18 protein-coding genes and 1 tRNA gene are annotated in these 17,919 nt (G+C 61.8%); 15 read left to right on the forward strand and 4 right to left on the reverse strand.

Annotation, left to right across the window (positions count from 1 at the left end; translation table 11 throughout):
• The first annotated feature begins 246 nt into the window (after positions 1-246).
• The 3 genes from FJW03_RS04550 (at position 247) to FJW03_RS04560 (ending at position 2,994) form a co-directional block, all read left to right on the forward strand.
• A tRNA-Ser gene (locus FJW03_RS04550) sits at positions 247-337 on the forward strand.
• 139 nt (positions 338-476) lie between these two features.
• On the forward strand, positions 477-1,676 hold the full coding sequence (locus FJW03_RS04555) for a porin (RefSeq protein ID WP_226890581.1): 1,200 nt from the start codon (positions 477-479) through the stop codon (positions 1,674-1,676).
• A 241-nt stretch (positions 1,677-1,917) separates the two neighbouring features.
• The gene (locus FJW03_RS04560; protein ID WP_181173352.1) at positions 1,918-2,994 is read left to right on the forward strand and encodes a tyrosine-type recombinase/integrase; all 1,077 of its coding nucleotides are present in this window, start codon (positions 1,918-1,920) and stop codon (positions 2,992-2,994) included.
• Positions 2,995-3,048: 54 nt separating this feature from the next.
• Here the strand turns inward: FJW03_RS04560 and FJW03_RS04565 are convergent, their stop codons facing one another.
• Together FJW03_RS04565 and FJW03_RS04570 are read right to left on the reverse strand one after the other, a co-directional pair.
• The gene (locus tag FJW03_RS04565; RefSeq protein WP_140766932.1) at positions 3,049-3,939 is read right to left on the reverse strand and encodes an alpha/beta fold hydrolase; all 891 of its coding nucleotides are present in this window, start codon (positions 3,937-3,939) and stop codon (positions 3,049-3,051) included.
• A 130-nt stretch (positions 3,940-4,069) separates the two neighbouring features.
• Positions 4,070-6,100 (reverse strand): lytic transglycosylase domain-containing protein, encoded by a 2,031-nt coding sequence (locus tag FJW03_RS04570; RefSeq protein WP_140766933.1) that lies wholly within the window; start codon positions 6,098-6,100, stop codon positions 4,070-4,072.
• A gap of 346 nt (positions 6,101-6,446) precedes the next feature.
• On the opposite strand from FJW03_RS04570, the gene dapA reads away from it, so the two are divergent.
• The 3 genes from dapA (at position 6,447) to FJW03_RS04585 (ending at position 8,633) form a co-directional block, all read left to right on the forward strand.
• Positions 6,447-7,328, forward strand: a complete 882-nt coding sequence (gene dapA, locus FJW03_RS04575; protein ID WP_140766934.1) for a 4-hydroxy-tetrahydrodipicolinate synthase — start codon at positions 6,447-6,449, stop codon at positions 7,326-7,328.
• A gap of 25 nt (positions 7,329-7,353) precedes the next feature.
• Entirely contained in the window at positions 7,354-7,833 is a 480-nt protein-coding gene (smpB, locus tag FJW03_RS04580; RefSeq protein ID WP_137932111.1) for an SsrA-binding protein SmpB, read from the forward strand.
• Positions 7,834-7,916: 83 nt separating this feature from the next.
• Positions 7,917-8,633 carry a GH25 family lysozyme gene (locus FJW03_RS04585; RefSeq protein WP_140766935.1) on the forward strand — a complete coding sequence of 239 codons (717 nt, stop codon included), beginning with the start codon at positions 7,917-7,919 and terminating at the stop codon, positions 8,631-8,633.
• A gap of 133 nt (positions 8,634-8,766) precedes the next feature.
• Here the strand turns inward: FJW03_RS04585 and FJW03_RS04590 are convergent, their stop codons facing one another.
• Together FJW03_RS04590 and FJW03_RS04595 are read right to left on the reverse strand one after the other, a co-directional pair.
• Positions 8,767-9,423, reverse strand: a complete 657-nt coding sequence (locus tag FJW03_RS04590; RefSeq protein WP_140766936.1) for a uracil-DNA glycosylase — start codon at positions 9,421-9,423, stop codon at positions 8,767-8,769.
• 11 nt (positions 9,424-9,434) lie between these two features.
• Positions 9,435-10,016: an NYN domain-containing protein gene (locus FJW03_RS04595; RefSeq protein ID WP_140612798.1), complete on the reverse strand. Its 582-nt coding sequence runs from the start codon at positions 10,014-10,016 to the stop codon at positions 9,435-9,437.
• A gap of 322 nt (positions 10,017-10,338) precedes the next feature.
• Between FJW03_RS04595 and rpoZ the strand changes: the two genes are divergently transcribed.
• The 9 genes from rpoZ to era all read left to right on the forward strand — a co-directional run bounded on the left by rpoZ (position 10,339) and on the right by era (position 17,846).
• Positions 10,339-10,740 carry a DNA-directed RNA polymerase subunit omega gene (rpoZ, locus tag FJW03_RS04600; RefSeq protein ID WP_140612799.1) on the forward strand — a complete coding sequence of 134 codons (402 nt, stop codon included), beginning with the start codon at positions 10,339-10,341 and terminating at the stop codon, positions 10,738-10,740.
• 128 nt (positions 10,741-10,868) lie between these two features.
• Positions 10,869-13,097 carry a RelA/SpoT family protein gene (locus FJW03_RS04605; RefSeq protein WP_140766937.1) on the forward strand — a complete coding sequence of 743 codons (2,229 nt, stop codon included), beginning with the start codon at positions 10,869-10,871 and terminating at the stop codon, positions 13,095-13,097.
• 30 nt (positions 13,098-13,127) lie between these two features.
• Complete coding sequence (gene pyrE / locus FJW03_RS04610; RefSeq protein ID WP_140766938.1) at positions 13,128-13,706, forward strand: orotate phosphoribosyltransferase; 579 nt, start codon at positions 13,128-13,130, stop codon at positions 13,704-13,706.
• A 12-nt stretch (positions 13,707-13,718) separates the two neighbouring features.
• The gene (locus tag FJW03_RS04615) at positions 13,719-14,099 is read left to right on the forward strand and encodes a VOC family protein (protein WP_140766939.1); all 381 of its coding nucleotides are present in this window, start codon (positions 13,719-13,721) and stop codon (positions 14,097-14,099) included.
• Positions 14,100-14,362: 263 nt separating this feature from the next.
• Positions 14,363-14,962 (forward strand): DUF2062 domain-containing protein, encoded by a 600-nt coding sequence (locus tag FJW03_RS04620; protein ID WP_140612803.1) that lies wholly within the window; start codon positions 14,363-14,365, stop codon positions 14,960-14,962.
• Entirely contained in the window at positions 14,959-15,372 is a 414-nt protein-coding gene (gene acpS / locus FJW03_RS04625; protein WP_140612804.1) for a holo-ACP synthase, read from the forward strand. Before FJW03_RS04620 ends, acpS begins: the two co-directional genes overlap by 4 nt.
• Before the next feature lie 77 nt (positions 15,373-15,449).
• The gene (gene lepB, locus FJW03_RS04630) at positions 15,450-16,199 is read left to right on the forward strand and encodes a signal peptidase I (protein WP_096456321.1); all 750 of its coding nucleotides are present in this window, start codon (positions 15,450-15,452) and stop codon (positions 16,197-16,199) included.
• A gap of 4 nt (positions 16,200-16,203) precedes the next feature.
• The gene (rnc, locus tag FJW03_RS04635) at positions 16,204-16,929 is read left to right on the forward strand and encodes a ribonuclease III (RefSeq protein ID WP_140766940.1); all 726 of its coding nucleotides are present in this window, start codon (positions 16,204-16,206) and stop codon (positions 16,927-16,929) included.
• Entirely contained in the window at positions 16,926-17,846 is a 921-nt protein-coding gene (gene era / locus FJW03_RS04640; protein ID WP_140766941.1) for a GTPase Era, read from the forward strand. The genes rnc and era overlap by 4 nt, the downstream gene beginning before the upstream one ends.
• Positions 17,847-17,919 lie beyond the last annotated feature (73 nt).

The following is a 17,919-nucleotide window of genomic DNA, read 5'->3' on the forward strand; positions in this document are numbered from 1 at the left end:
AAATGACACGATTTGGCCTCACTCAGAAAGCTCTCGTTAACCATCAGGCCCGCCGCAACCGGCGATTTCCCGCCAAATCCGGCGATCGGCCGACGGAATCATGGCGGTGTCCCGAGTCGCCAGCCAGGGAATTGCCGCAAAACCGCCGCATCGCGCAGAATCGCGGTCCGGCGCGTTGTTATTTTTCCACATAATGGCGCGGGCTTGTTGATTGTGCCGGCGCTTTTCTTTATCCAGCGGCGCAACGGAGAGGTGGCCGAGTGGTCGAAGGCGCTCCCCTGCTAAGGGAGTAGAGGTCAAAAGCTTCTCGTGGGTTCGAATCCCATCCTCTCCGCCATCCTGCTTCGCAGCACTCGTGCAGCCTCCGCGATTTTCCTGCAATAACAAAGGGATATGCAGAAACGAAGCCGTTCCAACAGCTTCGCCCGACGCCTTTCGGGCCGCTGTTTCGTTCGATTCTGACTGGAGGTCAGAAAATGAACATCAAGAGCCTTCTTCTCGGCTCCGCTGCGGCCCTGATCGCAGTTTCCGGTGCGCGCGCCGCCGACGCCGTCGTCGTCGCCGAGCCGGAACCCGCTGAATACGTCAAGATCTGCGACGTCTACGGCGCTGGCTACTTCTACATCCCCGGCACCGAAACCTGCCTGCGCATCGGCGGCTACGTCCGTTACGATATCGGCCTTGGCGACGTCGGCTCGTTCGACGGCGCGAGGTCAGTCGACCACCAGGATGGCGACATCCACAACACCTGGTTCAAGCATGCGCGCTTCACGCTGAAGACCTGGACCGGCCAGGAAACCGAGCTCGGCACGTTGAAGACCTACACCGAGACCCGCTTCAACTTCGGCAACCACAACCGCGGCGCCTCCTTCACTCCGGCTAGCGGTGCCGGGACTACTTTTGTTCCCGCCGTGGTTAACGACAATCCGGCCGGCTTCAGCGGCGTTTCGCTGAACTTCGCCTGGATCCAGCTCGGCGGTCTCCGTGTCGGTAAGGACGAATCGGCCTTCAATACGTTCATCGGCTATGCCGGCAACGTCATCAACGACACGATCGTCCCCTATGGCGACTTCGACACCAACGTCGTCCAGTACTACTTCGACGCCGGCAACGGCTTCTCGGCCGTGGTCTCGCTCGAAGAAGGCTCCGGCACGGTGGGCACCATCGACAGCTATGTTCCGCATGTCGTCGGCGGTGTGAAGTGGACGCAAGGCTGGGGTGCGATCAGCGGCGTCGTTGCTTATGACAGCAACTACGAAGAAGCCGCCGGCAAGGTCCGCCTGGACGTGAACGTCAATGACGCGATCTCGCTGTTCGCCATGTTCGGCTACGGCTCGGACAACAACCTCAATGACCCGGCCAACGTGATTTCGGCGCATGGCCGCGGCTTCTACAAGCAGTGGGGCGGCAACTGGGCCTGGTGGGCCGGCGGCACGTACAAGTTCAACGAGAAGACCGCGTTCAACCTCCAGGTGTCGGGTGACGACGACAAGAACTACGGCGTTGCGGCGAACGTTACCTACGACATCGTTAAAGGCTTCACGGTCACGGCCGAAGTTGACTACGACCACTATGGTCGCTTCGACGATCCGGCCAGCTTCACCAACGTCAACTGGACCGGCGCCGACAAGAAGAACAGCGTCGGCGGCATGCTCCGCTTCCAGCGCTCGTTCTAAGGGCTGGTTCCTTACAGGTGAAATCCAGCCCGGGCGCATAAACGCCCGGGCTGTTTTGTTTTCGTGACTGGGTCAACGCAAACGCAAGGAACAGGGGGAATCGATAGCTGAACAGATCCGTGGGACGATTTCGTGGGATCCGCAGATGGGCGGATGAGATCACGACCGCGTGATTTAATCTCTTGAAAGGACGCTTCCAAGCGGATAGGGCTGATCTATCCACTCGGGGGTGTGGACAATAATGACCAACGAAGCGATTCAAGAGGGTGTGCCCTCTGACTATCTTATGGCGTTCTCTTCTCAAAATTCTAAGATCAAATACACCTATAACAAGATCAGAGAAGTAAAGTCGTATCGGGTCGGAGAGCTTTTTTCGGCGTATCGAGATATATTGTGGGATGACGGGCGGCATAAATACAATGTCAGCTCTTTCATCGGCGAGATAGATGAGATTCTCCTCGGGGAGCGTTTCAGCGCCTTCGACCAGAGTACCTTGGATAACCTTATCGGAACCTTGCGCCAGCGCGGCAACAGCAACGCAACCATCAATCGAAAGATGGCTGCCCTTAGCAAACTGCTGCGCAAGGCGTACAAGATGGGAGACATCCACAGCCTGCCCGAGTTCCGCCGCCAGAAGGAGCGGGCGGGACGGATTCGCTTCCTTGAAAGAGACGAAGAGGCGAGGCTGTTTGCTGCCATCAGGAGCCGAAGCGAAGACGCTTACCGGCTTTCCGTTTTCCTGGTCGACACCGGATGCCGTCTTGGCGAGGCGCTCGGGCTGATCTGGAACGACATCCAGGAACATCGGGTCAGTTTCTGGATCACCAAGTCCGGCCGTAGCCGCACCATTCCGATGACCGAGCGGGTCAAGGAAGTCATCAAGCTGGCCCCGACCGAGGGGCGCCGGCCCAAAGGCCCGTTCACCAAATTGAGCCAGGCCCAGTACCGTGCCATCTGGAACGACGCGAAAGCCGAAGTCGGCCTTGGTGCCGACGACCAGGTCGTGCCGCATATCTTGCGCCACACTTGCGCCTCGCGTCTTGTCCAGGGCGGCATAGACATCAGGCGCGTCCAGATGTGGCTCGGCCACCAGACGCTGTCGATGACCATGCGCTACGCGCACCTGGCCACCAATGATCTCGATGGGTGCGTCACCGTGCTCGAAACGCCTCGGAGCAGCGGAGCCGATAGCGATTTGGTAGTCCCGGCAGCTCCCGCCAAGACACCTGACAAGGCACCTAAGCAGAACAAAAAGAACGAGCCGGGGGAAGAGAAATCCACACCCAAGGCGGCACAAAGAAGTTCGAAATCCCGGTAAACCGGCCCAATGGACAGAAAGCCTGGGACCAGGATTGGTCCCGGGCTTTTTGCATCAGGTCCCCTGTCTTTCCGCGCGATCGAGAAACGCCGCTATAGTCTCGGGCAGGCTGCCGGTTTCAAGGAAAGGGGCGTGCCCCTGGCCCTCGACCGTAATCGTTTCCATCGCCGGATGGCGCTCTTGCATCTGTTGCAGCGCGTCCGCGGACAGCAATCTCGAATTGGCACCCCGTATGGCGAGCAAGGGAATGGCCGCCAACGCGTCGAATTGCGGCCACAGGGCCGGCAGTGGCTGCGACAGGTCGAGACCGGCAACCGTGTCGACGAGCTTCGGGTCGAAATCCGGCAACAGGCCTTGATCCGTCGCCCGATAGAGCGCCCTCACCATCCGCGTCCAGTCGGCGTCGGTGAGAATGGGGAAATCCTTGCCGTGAACGCTGCGCTGGGCCTCCATGGCCTCCGTAAAAGTTTTCGGCTTCGGCGCGCGTTCGAGGTAGAACTGGATGTGGGCCAGGCCGGCGGGCTCGATCACCGGCCCGATGTCGTTGAGAACAATGGCTTTCAGCACGCCCGGCCGCGCTGCGCCGAGCACATGGATGATCAGTCCGCCGCGCGAAGTGCCGATGAAGGCCGCCGCCTCGATGCCGAGTGCCGCCAGCCCGCCAAGAATGTCGCCGGCCTCGACGCCGACATTATAGTGACTGACGTCGGGATCGTAGGCTGACTGCCCGCGTCCGCGATAGTCGAAGGCGACCACCCTGCGCGGATTGGATCCCGCCGAAAGGCGCAGCGCCAGCTCGTGAAAATCCCGGGCGTTGCGGGTCAGGCCAGGCAGGCAGACGACCGGCCAGTGTCCGGAATTCGCTTCGCCATAGACGCGGGCATGAAGTCTCAGCCCATCAGACGCGGCGTAGAAGAAGTCGGAGAAGCCTTTGAGATTCGACATCTGGGCACGCACTTTCCTGCAGCAAGATTAGTTCCGATTGCTATAGGGGAGGGTGGATGCGGTCAAACGGGAGACCTGGCTACCGGTCATCAGGGAAGATCGTCAGCAAAACTCTTATTCTTGGTATCGGTCAGCTTCGTCCGTTCACGAGGTCGCCGACGATATCGTATTTGCCGGAAATACGCATCTTGTAGACTTCGTAGTTCTCCATCACGCGCTGCACGTAACTTCTTGTTTCCGTGTAGGGAATTCGCTCGATCCAGTCCACTACCGCATCGATGTCCCTGCCGCGCGGATCACCGTACTTTGCCATCCATTGGCTGGCCCTGTTGGGGCCGGCATTGTAGCCGGCGAAGGTCAGCACATAGGAACCGTTGAAACGGTCGAGCTGCTCGCCCAGGAAGGCCGAGCCAAGCGTCGCATTGTAGCCGGCGTCGGTGGTCAGCCGTGCCTGCGAGAACTGCAATCCGGCCTTCTTCGCCAATTGTTTGGCGGTTCCCGGCATCAGCTGCAGCAGCCCGCGCGCGCCGGCACTCGATACGGCGCCGACGTTGAATTCGCTCTCTTGCCGGGCGATCGCATAGGCCAGCGCCTTGCCGGAGCCAGAAATATTGGCCGAATCAGGGATGACGCCGAGGGGATGCGACAGGGCGCCGACATCGATGCCGCGCGCGCCGGCGATCTTGCCGACCTTCAGGGCCATGAAATGGTTGCCCTGCTTCTCCGCGAGGACGGCGAGCAGCGCCAGTTCGCCGGGGCTCGTCAGCTGCCCGGCGAGGTCGCGATAGAGCGTTTCGGCATAGCGGTCATAGCCCGCCTCCTGCAGCCGTTTGATGGCGCTGACGGCCTCGCGGCCGGCAAAGTTCTGCCGGTCGGCAGCGCTTGGTTGGGGATAGACTATGTCGAGCGCCTGCCGGCCGACCCGTTCAGCGGCCAGCTGGCCGTAAAAAGTGGTGCCATATGCAGCCGCACGCCCGAAATAATCCTTGGCATTGCCGGGCCCGCCCACTTCCGCCGCGCGGCCGAGCCAGTAATAGGCGCGCGACAGTGTCATCGGCCCTTGCGCAAGATCGGCGATGCGCGCGAAATGCGTTGCGGCAAGCTTGGGATCGTTCAGGCCGCGTAGCGCGTACCAGCCGGCATGGAATTCGGCTTCCGCCGCATTGGCGGCACTTTCGGCGGCATGCGTGGTGACGATCCGGTAAGCCGTCTTCATGTCGCCCTGGTCGACCAGTTCGCGCGACAGCACCCGGCGCTCGACCCACCAGGCGTCCGGATCAACAAGAGCCTCGCGGTCCGTCGGCGCCTTCATCACAACGGCGGCTGCGCCGGCAAAATCCTCCTGCTTGCGCAAATATTCAGCCTGCGCGAAGAAATAGCCGGCCGAACGCTGCGCCGCCGGCACTGCGTTCAGCAGTTTCAGCGCATTCTTGTCGCCTCTGTCGGCCGCCGCCCAGGCGTCGGCAAGCTGCCGGGCGTCAGCGGGGCCGGCGATACCCAGGGCGGAATTCACCCGGTCGGCATAGAACATGCGCTCCATGCGAAAACGATGATCGGCGGCAGGGATCAGACCGCCGAATTCCTTGATCAGCGCCGTCTCGTCCTTGGCCTCCAGGATCGCGGTGCGCCAGAACGGCGACAGCACCGAGCGCGCAGCCTTGGCGTTGCCCGTTGCCACATAGGCGCGGGCGAGAACCATCACGCCTTCGAATGTCTGCGGCTGGCTGCCATCGAACGCCGCAATGACAATGTTGGGAGCGGGGTTCTCGCGGTAGAGCGCGCGCTCGCTATTCTTACGCAAGGCGACGGTACCTGGCCAGTTGGGCAGCATTTTCGCGGCCGCGGCGATATCGCCGCTCGGAACCTTGTCGCCGCCGTAAAGCGCGATCGCCCAGGCCAGTATGTGCTGGTCGAGCGATTGCGTGGGAAGCGCATCACGCACACCGCGAGCGCCGGAAATATCGCCTGCCGCCAGTGCGTCCAGCCCGTTCTTCAACATGGCGACGCTGGGGGAGGAATCCTGTTGCGTCTTGCCTTGCGGGCTTGGCATGGGGATCGCCGAAGTGACCCGCACATCGACGCTACCGCTGATCGCCACGCCGGGCACCAGCACGGCGATGGCGCCAAGCAGCGCGAAGAGGTGAGGCCGATTGGCCGGCATGGTCTTACGTCTTTCCTAATCCTGGCATTGTAACAGCAGGCCGAGATGTCTCGAAGCCTAAACTTAGGTCGTGAAGAGCCCGTAAACAAAAGGTTATCAAGGCCGTTCGAATTGCGCTTGCTGGCACCATGGCAATGCTTGCCGCGCAACCATGTCGAGACTATGGTGCGCGGCTTCGCTTTCGGTTAGAAGGCGCGCACGACAAAACACCGACGCATGTCGCCCGAAAGTGGAATACCGGTTTTGGGACAACGACATGCATAAACAAAAAGCATGTCGCCCAAAAGTGGATACCGGTTTTGGGACAACGACATGCATAGACAACAGTCCCAAGGAGTTGGACGACATGCTGAGAGGCTCGCTTACCGCGCTCGTGACACCGTTCGAAAAGAGCGGTCGTTTCGACGAGAAAGCCTTTCGTGCGTTCGTTGCCTGGCAGCTCGATGAGGGCACCAGGGGCCTGGTTCCCGTTGGCACCACCGGCGAGTCGCCGACGCTGTCGCACGACGAGCATCGCCATGTCGTCAAGGTCTGCATCGAGGCGGCCAAGGGCCGCGCGCCGGTGGTTGCCGGCGCTGGCTCCAACAACACCGAGGAAGCGGTTGGGCTCGTCCAATATGCCGAAAAGGCCGGCGCCGATGCCGCCCTGGTCGTCACGCCCTACTACAACAAGCCGACGCAGCGCGGCCTCTACGAGCATTTCGCCGCCGTCGCCAGGGCAACCAAGCTGCCGATCATCATCTACAATATCCCGCCGCGCTCGGTGATCGACATGACGCCGGAGACCATGGGCCGGCTGGCGCACGACTTCAAGAACATCGTCGGTGTCAAGGATGCGACCGGCAAGGTCGAGCGCGTGTCCGAGCAGCGTTTGACCTGCGGCAAGGATTTCATCCAGCTTTCCGGCGAGGATGCTTCGGCCCTCGGCTTCAACGCGCATGGCGGTGTCGGCTGCATCTCGGTGACCTCGAATGTCGCGCCGCGGCTGTGCGCCGAATTCCAGGAGGCAACGCTGTCCGGCGACAGTGCGAAGGCGCTGGAGTTGCAGGATCGCCTCTTGCCTCTGCACAAGGCGATCTTCATTGAACCCGGCGTTTCCGGCGCGAAATACGCGCTGTCGAAGCTGGGCAAGGTCGAGAATGTGCTGCGTTCGCCGCTGGTGACGGTCGAGCCATCGACGGCCGAGAAGATCGATGCGGCCATGAAGCACGCCGGCTTGATTAATTAGGAATGGGGCGCCACCTCTCCGCATTATGAATCAAGTCAAAAAAGCCGACCCCAACAACAAGACTGTTGCCGAAAACCGCAAGGCGCGGTTTTCCTATGAGGTGCTCGATACGATCGAGGCAGGCTTGGTGCTGACCGGCACCGAGGTCAAGTCGCTGCGCCAGGGCCAGGCCAACATCCAGGAAAGTTACGCTTCGGTCGAGGGCGGCGAGATCTGGCTGATCAATTCCTATCTGCCGGAATATTTGCAGGCCAACCGTTTCAACCACGAGCCGCGCCGTCGCCGCAAGCTCCTGCTCAACAAGCGTGAGATGGCCAAGCTCTCGCAGAGCGTCGACCGCGAAGGCATGACCCTGGTGCCGCTGAAGATTTATTTCAACGACCAGGGCCGCGCCAAGCTCCTGCTCGCCGTCGGCCGCGGCAAGAAACTGCACGACAAACGCGAGACCGAAAAGCAACGCGACTGGTCGCGTGAGAAGGGAAGGCTTCTCAAGGAACGTGGGTGAGAAACGTCGGGCGATAGCTTGAAGAGAGCCGGGAGTCTGGCTTGCAAGCGTCGAACCGCAGGAGTGCGCGGAATTACAAGGGAATGGCCTCGAAAAACCGGATCATCCGCTGGGGTGCGGCAAGTCTGGCCCTTGCTGGCCTCGTCATTATCGTCGGCGTCCTGAACTTCCGCACGTTTTCCCCGGACCGCGGCAAATATCCAGTCAGAGGCATCGACGTTTCCCATCATCAGGGCCAGATCGACTGGCGGCGCGTTGCCGCCGATGATGTCGCCTTCGCCATTATCAAGGCGACCGAGGGCGGCGATCATGTCGACAAAGCCTTTGCCGCCAATCTGCGGGAGGCCCGCGCCGCCGGGCTTGCCGTGGGTGCCTATCACTTCTTCACCTTCTGCCGGCCCGGCGCCGACCAGGCGAAGAATTTCATCTCGGTCGTGCCGCACGATCAGCCCATGCTGCCGCCGGTCGTCGACATCGAGTTCGGCGGCAACTGTCCGCAGCGTCCGTCGGCCGGACAGTTGAATGCCGAACTCCAGGCCTTCCTCGAACCTGTCGAGGCGGCGTTCGGCAAACCGGCGATCGTCTATCTGACGGATGAGGCGGAGGCCGCCTATGCCGGGCAGATCGCCGCTCGCCCGCTCTGGCTTCGCTCGCTGCTTGTGAAGCCGGATCGTGACGACTGGGTCTATTGGCAGTATCACAACAGGGGGCGGGTGGATGGTATTGAGGGTGACGTTGACCTGAACGTTCTTCAAGGCGGGCAGGAGAAGTTGGCGGCGCTGCTTGCGGCGGCGCATTGAGCCGTGCCGGGCGAGACGGATCCGATCCGGATCGGTCGAAGCAGTGAAGGAGACACATACCTATGGCTCGATCGGCGACGTGAAACCGGACGCCTTGCTGCCGGTGTGAGCCGATGTCGGGGATGCGGTGATCTCAATTCTTCAGGAATGCCTCGATCTCGCTGAAGACCCTGACAAACATGTCTTCGGTCAAGACACCGGTATTGGTGTTGTAGCGTGAGCAATGATAGCTCGAAAACAGCGCAACGCCGCCGGCCGCCAGCTGCCCGCCATGCTTGAAAGGATAGGCGGCGACACGCCCGCCCAGCGCGCGCACCGTCGACTGGTGCGCGATCGAACCCAGTGCCAGAACGGCCCGCAGGTTGGGAAAGCGAGCGATCGTCGGCACCAGGAATGTCCTGCAGGTGGCGATCTCGGCGCCGACCGGCTTGTTCTCCGGTGGCACACAGCGCACGGCATTGGTGATCGCGGTGCCGACGAGCGCCAGCCCGTCATCGGGCCTCGCCTTGAATTCGCCGCGGGCGAAACCGTGCGCGATCAGCGTCGAATAGAGCAGGTCGCCGGCATAGTCGCCGGTGAAGGGGCGTCCGGTTCTGTTAGCACCGCGCAGGCCGGGCGCCAGCCCGACGATCAGAAGTTGAACGGTATCCTCGCCTTCCGACGGCAGGAAGGTCGGCACCGGCGCGTTGAACCAGGACGGTTCGAGCTGCCGCCATTCGGCAATGAAGTCATGCAGCCGCGGGCAGAGCGGGCAGTCGCGGTTCGGTTCGGAAATGGGAGGGGCGGTCAAGTCGACCGGCCTCAATAGTCTTCCTCTTCGACTTCGGCCGGTTCGGGCCGCCTTACAGGCCGTTCGGACGGATCGCGGCCAACTTCGTTCTTCAGCGTCGTCAGGTCGATGAAGTGGTCGGCTTGGCGGCGCAGATCATCAGAGATCATCGGCGGTTGCGAGGCCATGGTCGAGACGATCGACACCTTGCGGCCACGCCGCTGCAGCGCCTCGACCAGCGTGCGGAAGTCGCCGTCGCCGGAGAAGATGACATAGTGGTCGACGACGTCGGCAAGTTCCAGCGCATCGACGGTGAGCTCGATGTCCATATTGCCCTTGATCTTGCGGCGGCCGGTGGAGTCGGTGAATTCCTTGGCCGGCTTGGTCACCACCTTGAAGCCGTTGTAGTCGAGCCAGTCGATCAGGGGGCGGATCGATGAGTATTCCTGATCCTCGACCAGCGCGGTGTAATAATAGGCGCGCAGCAGGTAGCCGCGCTTCTGGAAACTCGACAGCAGCTTGCGATAGTCGATGTCGAAGCCGAGCGCCCGCGATGTGGCGTAGAGATTGGCGCCGTCGATGAACAGGGCGATCTTTTCACGGGGGTCGAACATGGAAAATATTCCTTTTCGAAAATGCGGCCGTCTAAACGAAATGCGGTAGCGACGGTCGGTCAGGCTCATAATAAACCGGCTGACCTTGACCATCCGAAATAACGCCAGTTTGGTGGCAATCCAAGGGCGTGTCGCCGTACTGCAAGCAATTGTGATCGCGAAGCCGGACATGGAAGCGGCCCGGTTTCGCCAAATTCGGTGTCTGGACACAGGATTGAGCGCCCAATGGTCCCGCCAATGCCATGATGCTTGTATTTTGGCGGCGTTCAGGTTATGGACCGCGTCTGTTTTCCATCAAATCCAGGCATGAAAGGGGCAATCCATGGCCCGCGTAACTGTTGAAGACTGCATCGACAAGGTCGACAACCGCTTCGAGCTGGTGCTCCTTGCCGGCCACCGCGCTCGTCAGATCAGCCAGGGCGCGCAGATCACCGTTCCTCGTGACAACGACAAGAACCCGGTCATCGCGCTGCGCGAGATCGCCGACGAGACGCTGTCGCCCGACGATCTCAAGGAAGACCTGATCCATTCGCTGCAGAAGCATGTCGAGGTCGACGAACCCGAAGCCGATGGCGAGGCAATCGCCGATCAGACCGGCGGCGCTGTTGCGGCTGCCGAGACCGACGACGCCGAGGACAACGTCACCTTCGATCGCATGACCGAGGAAGACCTGCTGGCCGGCATCGAAGGTCTGGTACCGCCGGAAAAGAGCGACGACTACTAAGAGAGTTCTCCAGAAGCGGCTGGAACAATCGTCCGGCACTTCCGTCTCGTCAGTTTCGTGGCTATCTATGACATGCGCCGTACATCAGTGCGGCGCATGATTCATTTCATCGCCGAGAGATTGTGCCCATGATGCGTCAGTATGAGCTTGTCGAGCGCGTGCAGCGCTACAAGCCTGACGTCAACGAGGCATTGCTGAACAAGGCTTATGTCTATGCCATGCAAAAGCATGGCCACCAGAAGCGTGCTTCGGGCGACCCCTATTTTTCGCATCCGCTCGAAGTCGCCGCCATCCTCACCGAAATGCACATGGACGAGGCGACGATCGCGGTCGCCCTACTGCACGACACCATCGAGGACACCACGGCGACCCGGGCTGAGATCGACGAGCTGTTCGGCCCCGAAATGGGCAAGCTGGTCGAGGGCCTGACCAAGCTGAAGAAGCTCGACCTCGTGTCGAAGAAGGCGGAGCAAGCGGAAAACCTGCGCAAGCTTCTGCTGGCGATTTCGGAAGATGTCCGCGTGCTTCTGGTCAAGCTCGCCGACCGTCTGCACAACATGCGCACTCTCGACCATATGCCGGAGGCCAAGCGCCTGCGCATTGCCGAGGAGACGATGGAGATCTATGCGCCGCTTGCCGGCCGCATGGGCATGCAAGGCATGCGTGAAGAGCTGGAAGAGATCGCCTTCCGCTATATCAATCCGGAAGCCCATCGTGCCGTCACCGCCCGGCTGGCCGAAATATTCGAGCGCAACAAGGATGTGCTGTCCGAGATCGAGAAGGCGCTTTCGGGTCTGTTCGAAAAACACGCGATCAAGGCCGGCGTCAAAAGCCGCCAGAAGAAGCCCTGGTCGGTATTCCGCAAGATGGAGGCCAAGGCCCTGTCCTTCGAGCAGCTGTCCGACATTTTCGGCTTCCGTGTCGTCGTCGATACGGTCGAGGACTGCTATCGCGCTCTCGGCGCCATCCACACCACATGGTCGATGGTGCCTGGCCGCTTCAAGGACTACATCTCGACACCGAAGCAGAACGACTACCGTTCGATCCACACCACCATCGTCGGCCCCTCGCGCCAGCGCGTCGAGCTGCAGATCCGCACGCGCGAGATGAACAAGATCGCCGAATACGGCGTCGCCGCCCATTCGATCTACAAGGATACCGGCGGCAAGACGAACGGGGCCGGCCATGCAATCTCGAAAGAAACGAACGCCTACGCCTGGTTGCGCCGCACCATCGAACAACTCGCCGAAGGCGACAACCCCGAGGATTTCCTCGAAAACACCAAGCTCGAGCTGTTCCAGGACCAGGTGTTCTGTTTCACGCCGAAAGGCATGCTGATCGCGCTGCCGCGTGGCGCCACACCCATCGACTTCGCCTATGCGGTGCATACGGACGTCGGCGACACCTGCGTCGGCGCCAAGGTCAATGGCCGCATCATGCCGCTGATGACGGAACTGAAGAATGGCGACGAGGTCGAGATCATCCGCTCCAAGGCGCAGGTGCCGCCGGCCGCATGGGAATCCGTCGTCGTCACCGGCAAGGCGCGCGCCGCCATCCGCCGCGCCACCAAGAATGCCATCCGCAAGCAGTATTCAGGCCTCGGCGCGCGCATTCTGGAGCGCGCCTTCGAACGGGCCGGCAAGAGCTTCACCAAGGAAAGCCTGAAGCCGGTGCTGCACCGGCTGGCGCGCAAGGACATCGAGGATGTGCTGGCCTCGGTGGGGCGTGGCGAGTTGGCCTCCACCGACGTCATGAAGGCGGTTTTCCCCGACTACAAGGACGAGCGCGTCACGCCGGCGGCGCCCAAGCAGCGCGAGGAAGGCTGGTCGAAGATCCGCAACGCCGCCGGCATGCTGTTCCAGATTCCCGGCCGCGCCGCGCGCAAGGACAAGGACCAGCCGCGCGATGGCGCCGTGCCGATCCGCGGCGTGCGCGGCGACCTGCCGGTTCGGTTCGCGCCGGAAGGGGCGGTGCCTGGGGATCGTATCGTCGGTATCGTCCAGCCGGGCACCGGCATCACCATTTATCCGATCCAGTCGCCGGCCCTGCAGGCCTTCGATGACCAGCCGGAGCGCTGGATCGACGTGCGCTGGGACATCGACGAACGCACCAAGGAGCGCTTTCCCGCGCGTGTCTCGGTCACAGCCATCAATGCGCCAGGGTCTCTTGCCGACATCGCTCAGGTCGTCGCCTCCAATGACGCCAACATCCATACGCTGTCGATGGTGCGCACGGCGCCCGATTTTACCGAAATGCTGATCGATCTCGAAGTCTGGGATCTGAAGCATCTCAACCGGCTGCTGTCGCAGCTCAAGGACAATTCGAGCGTCAGCGATGCACGGCGCGTGAATGGCTGACGCGGCTGATCTATGAGGGGATAGGCGCAGATGAATACCGAAGAAGTGCTGGGCATTTTCCGCGAGGCGGGCGCTGTTCTGGAGGGGCATTTCATCCTGACGTCTGGCCTGCGCAGTCCGGTCTTCCTGCAGAAAGCACGCGTGTTCATGCACGCCGACAAGACCGAGCGCTTGTGCAAGGCGCTGGCCGAGAAGATCCGCGCCGCGGTGCCAGGCAAGATCGACTATGTCGTGGGTCCGGCGATCGGCGGCCTGATCCCGGCTTACGAGACCTCACGCCATCTCGGCGTGCCGGCGATCTGGGTCGAGCGGGAAGGGGGCGAGTTCCGCCTGCGGCGCTTCGAGATCGCGAGCGGTGCGCGTGTCGTCATAGTCGAGGATATCGTCACCACCGGCCTGTCGATCCGCGAAACCATCGATTGCCTGCGCGAACTTGGCGCCGAGGTGGTGGCCGCCGCCTGCATCATCGACCGTTCGGCCGGCAAGACCCATGTCGGGGTGCCGCTGATCGCGCTTGCCGAGTATGAAGTTCCGGCCTATCCGCCGGACCGACTGCCGCCGGAGCTTGCCGCCATACCGGCAATCAAGCCCGGCAGCCGCAACATCTGACTGGGAGGTCGAATGATCGTCGGCATCGATCATTTCGTGCTGACGGTGGCGTCGCTCGAAGCGACGTGTGCCTTCTACCAGCGCGTGCTGGGCTTTGAGCGCGTTGATACGCCGGGCCGGCCGACGGCGCTGGCTTTTGGCTGTCAGAAAATCAATGTCCACGAGGCCGGCCGCACCTTCGAACCCAAGGCGAAGCTGCCGACGCCTGGATCCGGCGATTTCTGCCTGGTCACCGATCGGCCGCTCCGCGAATTCCTCGCCAGCCTGGAGGCTAGAGGTGTGGTGATGGAGCTTGGGCCGGTCGAACGGATCGGAGCGCGGGGCCCGATGATGTCGGTCTATTTCCGCGATCCGGATGGCAACCTTGTCGAAGTCAGCCAGTACCTTCGGTAGTTTCGCAAGCACTCGGCTGCGACAATAAGCCGACGCTTCTTCTCAATTCGCCGTGATTGTCCGGTGTTGGAGAGATGAACCTTACCAAAAATTATGGCGGTGCGGCCGTTGTGCAGGTGGCCTTCGGTTGTTGTCGGGGTTGCGGATGGCTATATCAAAGTCGCGATTGCCTTTCGGCGACCGCAAGGCGCAAGATGTGGCGATCGAAGCCCGGCTGACAGCAGCCGGCACACGAGTTGTTGGTTTATCGGGAACAGGAAAGAGTGCTTTTTCGTCGCCGCAAGCCTGATGGCCTTCTCGAGCGGGTGCGCACCTATCTATGGCCGCGCCGTTCGTTTTCGCGTTCACTGCAGTATTTCTCCAAGCGCATCCTGAGGCTGAAGGCCACGCCGCACGCGGTGGCGGCCGGCGTCGCGGCTGGTGTCTTCGCTTCGTTCTTTCCCGTGGGCTTCCATTTCATCATTGCCGCCGTTCTGTGTTGGGTGATCGCCGGCAATTTGGTGGCGGCGGCGCTCGGTGCCGTTTTCTTCGGCAATCCGCTGACCTTTCCGCTGCTCTGGGGTGCGTCCTGGGAAACCGGCAAACTCATCCTGCATGATCGCCTGCCGACACATGGTCCACCGGCGCATCTGGGCGAGATGCTGCACACGCTTTCCTTCGCGAAACTATGGCATCCGGTGCTCGAGCCGATGCTGATCGGCGCGGTGCCGCTCGGGCTGGTGTTCGGTCTCGTGTTCTACGGTATCACCCGCTGGGGCATGAAGGTCTTCCGTGCGCAAAGGCGCAAGCGGCTGGCCGAGCGCGCAAGCCGCCGTGAGCAGTCGTCCCATCCTACGGAAAGCATCGGCTCCGCCGCGCGATGATCATTGGCATCGGCAGTGACCTGATCGACATCACGCGCATTGAGAAGTCGCTGGAGCGTCACGGCCAGCGTTTCATCCAGAGAATCTATACCGAACTCGAGCAGGCGCGTTCGGAGAATCGGCGTGCTCGCGCCGCCTCATACGCCAAGCGCTTCGCCGCCAAGGAGGCTTGCGCCAAGGCGCTGGGTACTGGTCTGGCGCAAGGTGTCTTCTGGCGTGACATGGGCGTCGTCAATCTGCCCAGCGGCGCGCCGACGATGGCACTGACCGGCGGAGCCTTGGCGCGACTGGAAAAAATCCTTCCCCGAGGGCATCGGGCAGCGATCCACCTCACGATCACGGACGATTTCCCGCTTGCTCAAGCCTTTGTGATCATCGAGGCGTTGCCCGTCGAACAAGCGCCACATTGATTGCATTTGACGACCGGCATTGACGTTGCCCAGCGCACGCCGAGACTCTATACATCCAACGCACAATCGAGGACGACATGAGCGTGGCTGAAAAATCCCAGAAGAAATCCGGCGGGCTTGGCGAAACCGTCAGCGTCATCGTCCAGGCGCTCTTGCTCGCGCTCGTTATCCGCACGCTCTTGTTCCAGCCCTTTTCGATCCCGTCGGGATCGATGCGGCCGACGCTTCTGGAAGGCGACTATCTGTTCGTCACCAAATGGTCCTACGGCTATTCGCGCTATTCGCTGCCTTTCGGGCCCGACATCTTTTCGGGCCGTATCTGGGGCTCCGAGCCCAAGCGTGGCGACGTGGTGGTGTTCAAGTTCCCGCCGGACCCGTCCGTTGACTACATCAAGCGCGTGGTCGGCTTGCCTGGCGACAAGATCCAGATGAAGGATGGCCAGCTGTTCATCAACGGCGTCGGCGTGCCACGCGTGAAGACCGGCCAGATCGACAATCCCGACATCACGGAAAAGGATTATCCGATCGACGTCTACCGCGAGACATTGCCCAACGGCGTCAGCTACGACACGCTCGATCTGTCGCCGAACTCGATCGGCGACAACACCCGCGAATTCGACGTGCCGCCCGGCCACTATTTCATGATGGGCGACAACAGGGATAATTCCGCCGACAGCCGGTTCACCGTCGGCTATGTTCCCGCCGAGAACCTGGTTGGCCGCGCCAATCTTGTCTTCTTCTCGATCGCCGGCAAGGCAAGCCCGCTCGAAATCTGGAAATGGCCGTCGCTGATGCGCGTTTCGCGCCTGTTCCATTTTGTCAACTAGGGTCATGGCGGTAACGAAGCGGTTGACCGCCGATGCGCTCGCCGAAGCGCTTGTGGAACGTACGGGCCATGCCTTTGCAGACCCCCAGCGTCTGCAGCGCGCGCTCACCCATGCCAGTGCACGCGGCGCCAATGCCGGCTCCGATTATGAGCGTTTCGAATTTCTCGGTGACCGGGTTCTCGGCCTTGTCGTTGCCGACATGTTGCTGGCCGCGTTTCCCGACGCGGCGGAAGGCGAACTGTCGCTGCGCCTCAATGCGCTGGTCAATGCCGAGGCGCTTTCCGAGATCGCGGAGGATATAGGGCTGCCGGACCTGATCCGTGCCGGATCGGATGTGCGCGGCCTCGAAGGGCGCAAGCGCGTCAATCTGCGGGCCGACGCCCTGGAATCGCTGATCGCCGTGCTCTACCTGGACGGTGGGCTGGAGGCGGCGCGTGCTTTCATCCACAAATACTGGCAGCCCCGTTCACAGGCCTCGGGTGCGGCACGCCGCGACGCCAAGACCGAATTGCAGGAATGGGCGCACCAGGCGGCGAGCGCGGTTCCTGCCTATCAGATCGACAGCCGCGAGGGGCCGGACCACGATCCGCTGTTCACCATCAGCGTCAGGGTTGGCGCATTTCTGCCTGCAACCGGCACCGGCCGATCCAAGCGCGAGGCCGAGCAGGCCGCTGCCGCGGCTCTTCTGGTTCGTGAGGGTGTCTGGGTCAATGAAGGGAGCGCGGCATGACCGCCGAAGACAACGCAGCTGCTCCCGCCACGCGCTCCGGCTTCGTCGCGCTGATCGGCGCACCGAATGCGGGCAAGTCGACGCTGGTCAACCAGTTGGTCGGCGCCAAGGTGTCGATCGTCACCCATAAGGTGCAGACGACACGCGCCATCGTGCGCGGCATCGCTACGCATGACAATGCACAGATCGTCTTCGTCGATACGCCTGGCATCTTCAAGCCCAGGCGGCGCCTCGATACGGCGATGGTGACGACTGCCTGGGGCGGTGCCAAGGATGCCGATATCGTACTGTTGCTGATCGATGCCGAGCGTGGCATCCGGGGCGATGCCGAAGCCATCCTCGAACGGCTGAAGGACGTGCGCCAGCCGATGGCGCTGATCCTCAACAAGGTCGATCGGGTCAAGCCAGAGGCGCTTCTCGCGCTGTCCGCGGCAGCCAACGAGAAGGTGCCGTTCCAGCGCACCTTCATGGTCTCGGCGTTGACCGGCTCCGGCTGCAAGGATCTGCTCGATTATCTGGCACAGGCGCTGCCGGCCGGCCCCTGGTACTATCCGGAAGACCAGATTTCGGACCTGCCGATGCGCCAGCTGGCGGCCGAGATCACCCGTGAAAAACTCTATCTCAGGCTGCATCAAGAGTTGCCCTATTCCTCGCACATCGAGACCGAGAAATGGGAAGAGAAAAAGGATGGCTCTGTGCGCATCGAGCAGGTCATCTATGTCGAGCGGAACAGCCAGAAAAAGATCGTGCTCGGCCACAAGGGCGAGACCATCCGCGCCATCGGCCAGGCGGCGCGCATGGAGATTTCGGGCATCCTCGAGCAGAAGGTGCACCTGTTCCTGTTCGTGAAAGTACGCGAGAACTGGGGCGACGATCCCGAGCGCTACCGCGAGATGGGGCTGGAGTTTCCGCATTAGGGCATGAAAAGGCGCGTCGCTGACGGACGAGACTGGCGCGCCGCCTTTGCAGCTGCCCATTTCTGTGTCACCG

Source organism: Mesorhizobium sp. B4-1-4 (assembly GCF_006439395.2).
GTDB lineage: Bacteria > Pseudomonadota > Alphaproteobacteria > Rhizobiales > Rhizobiaceae > Mesorhizobium.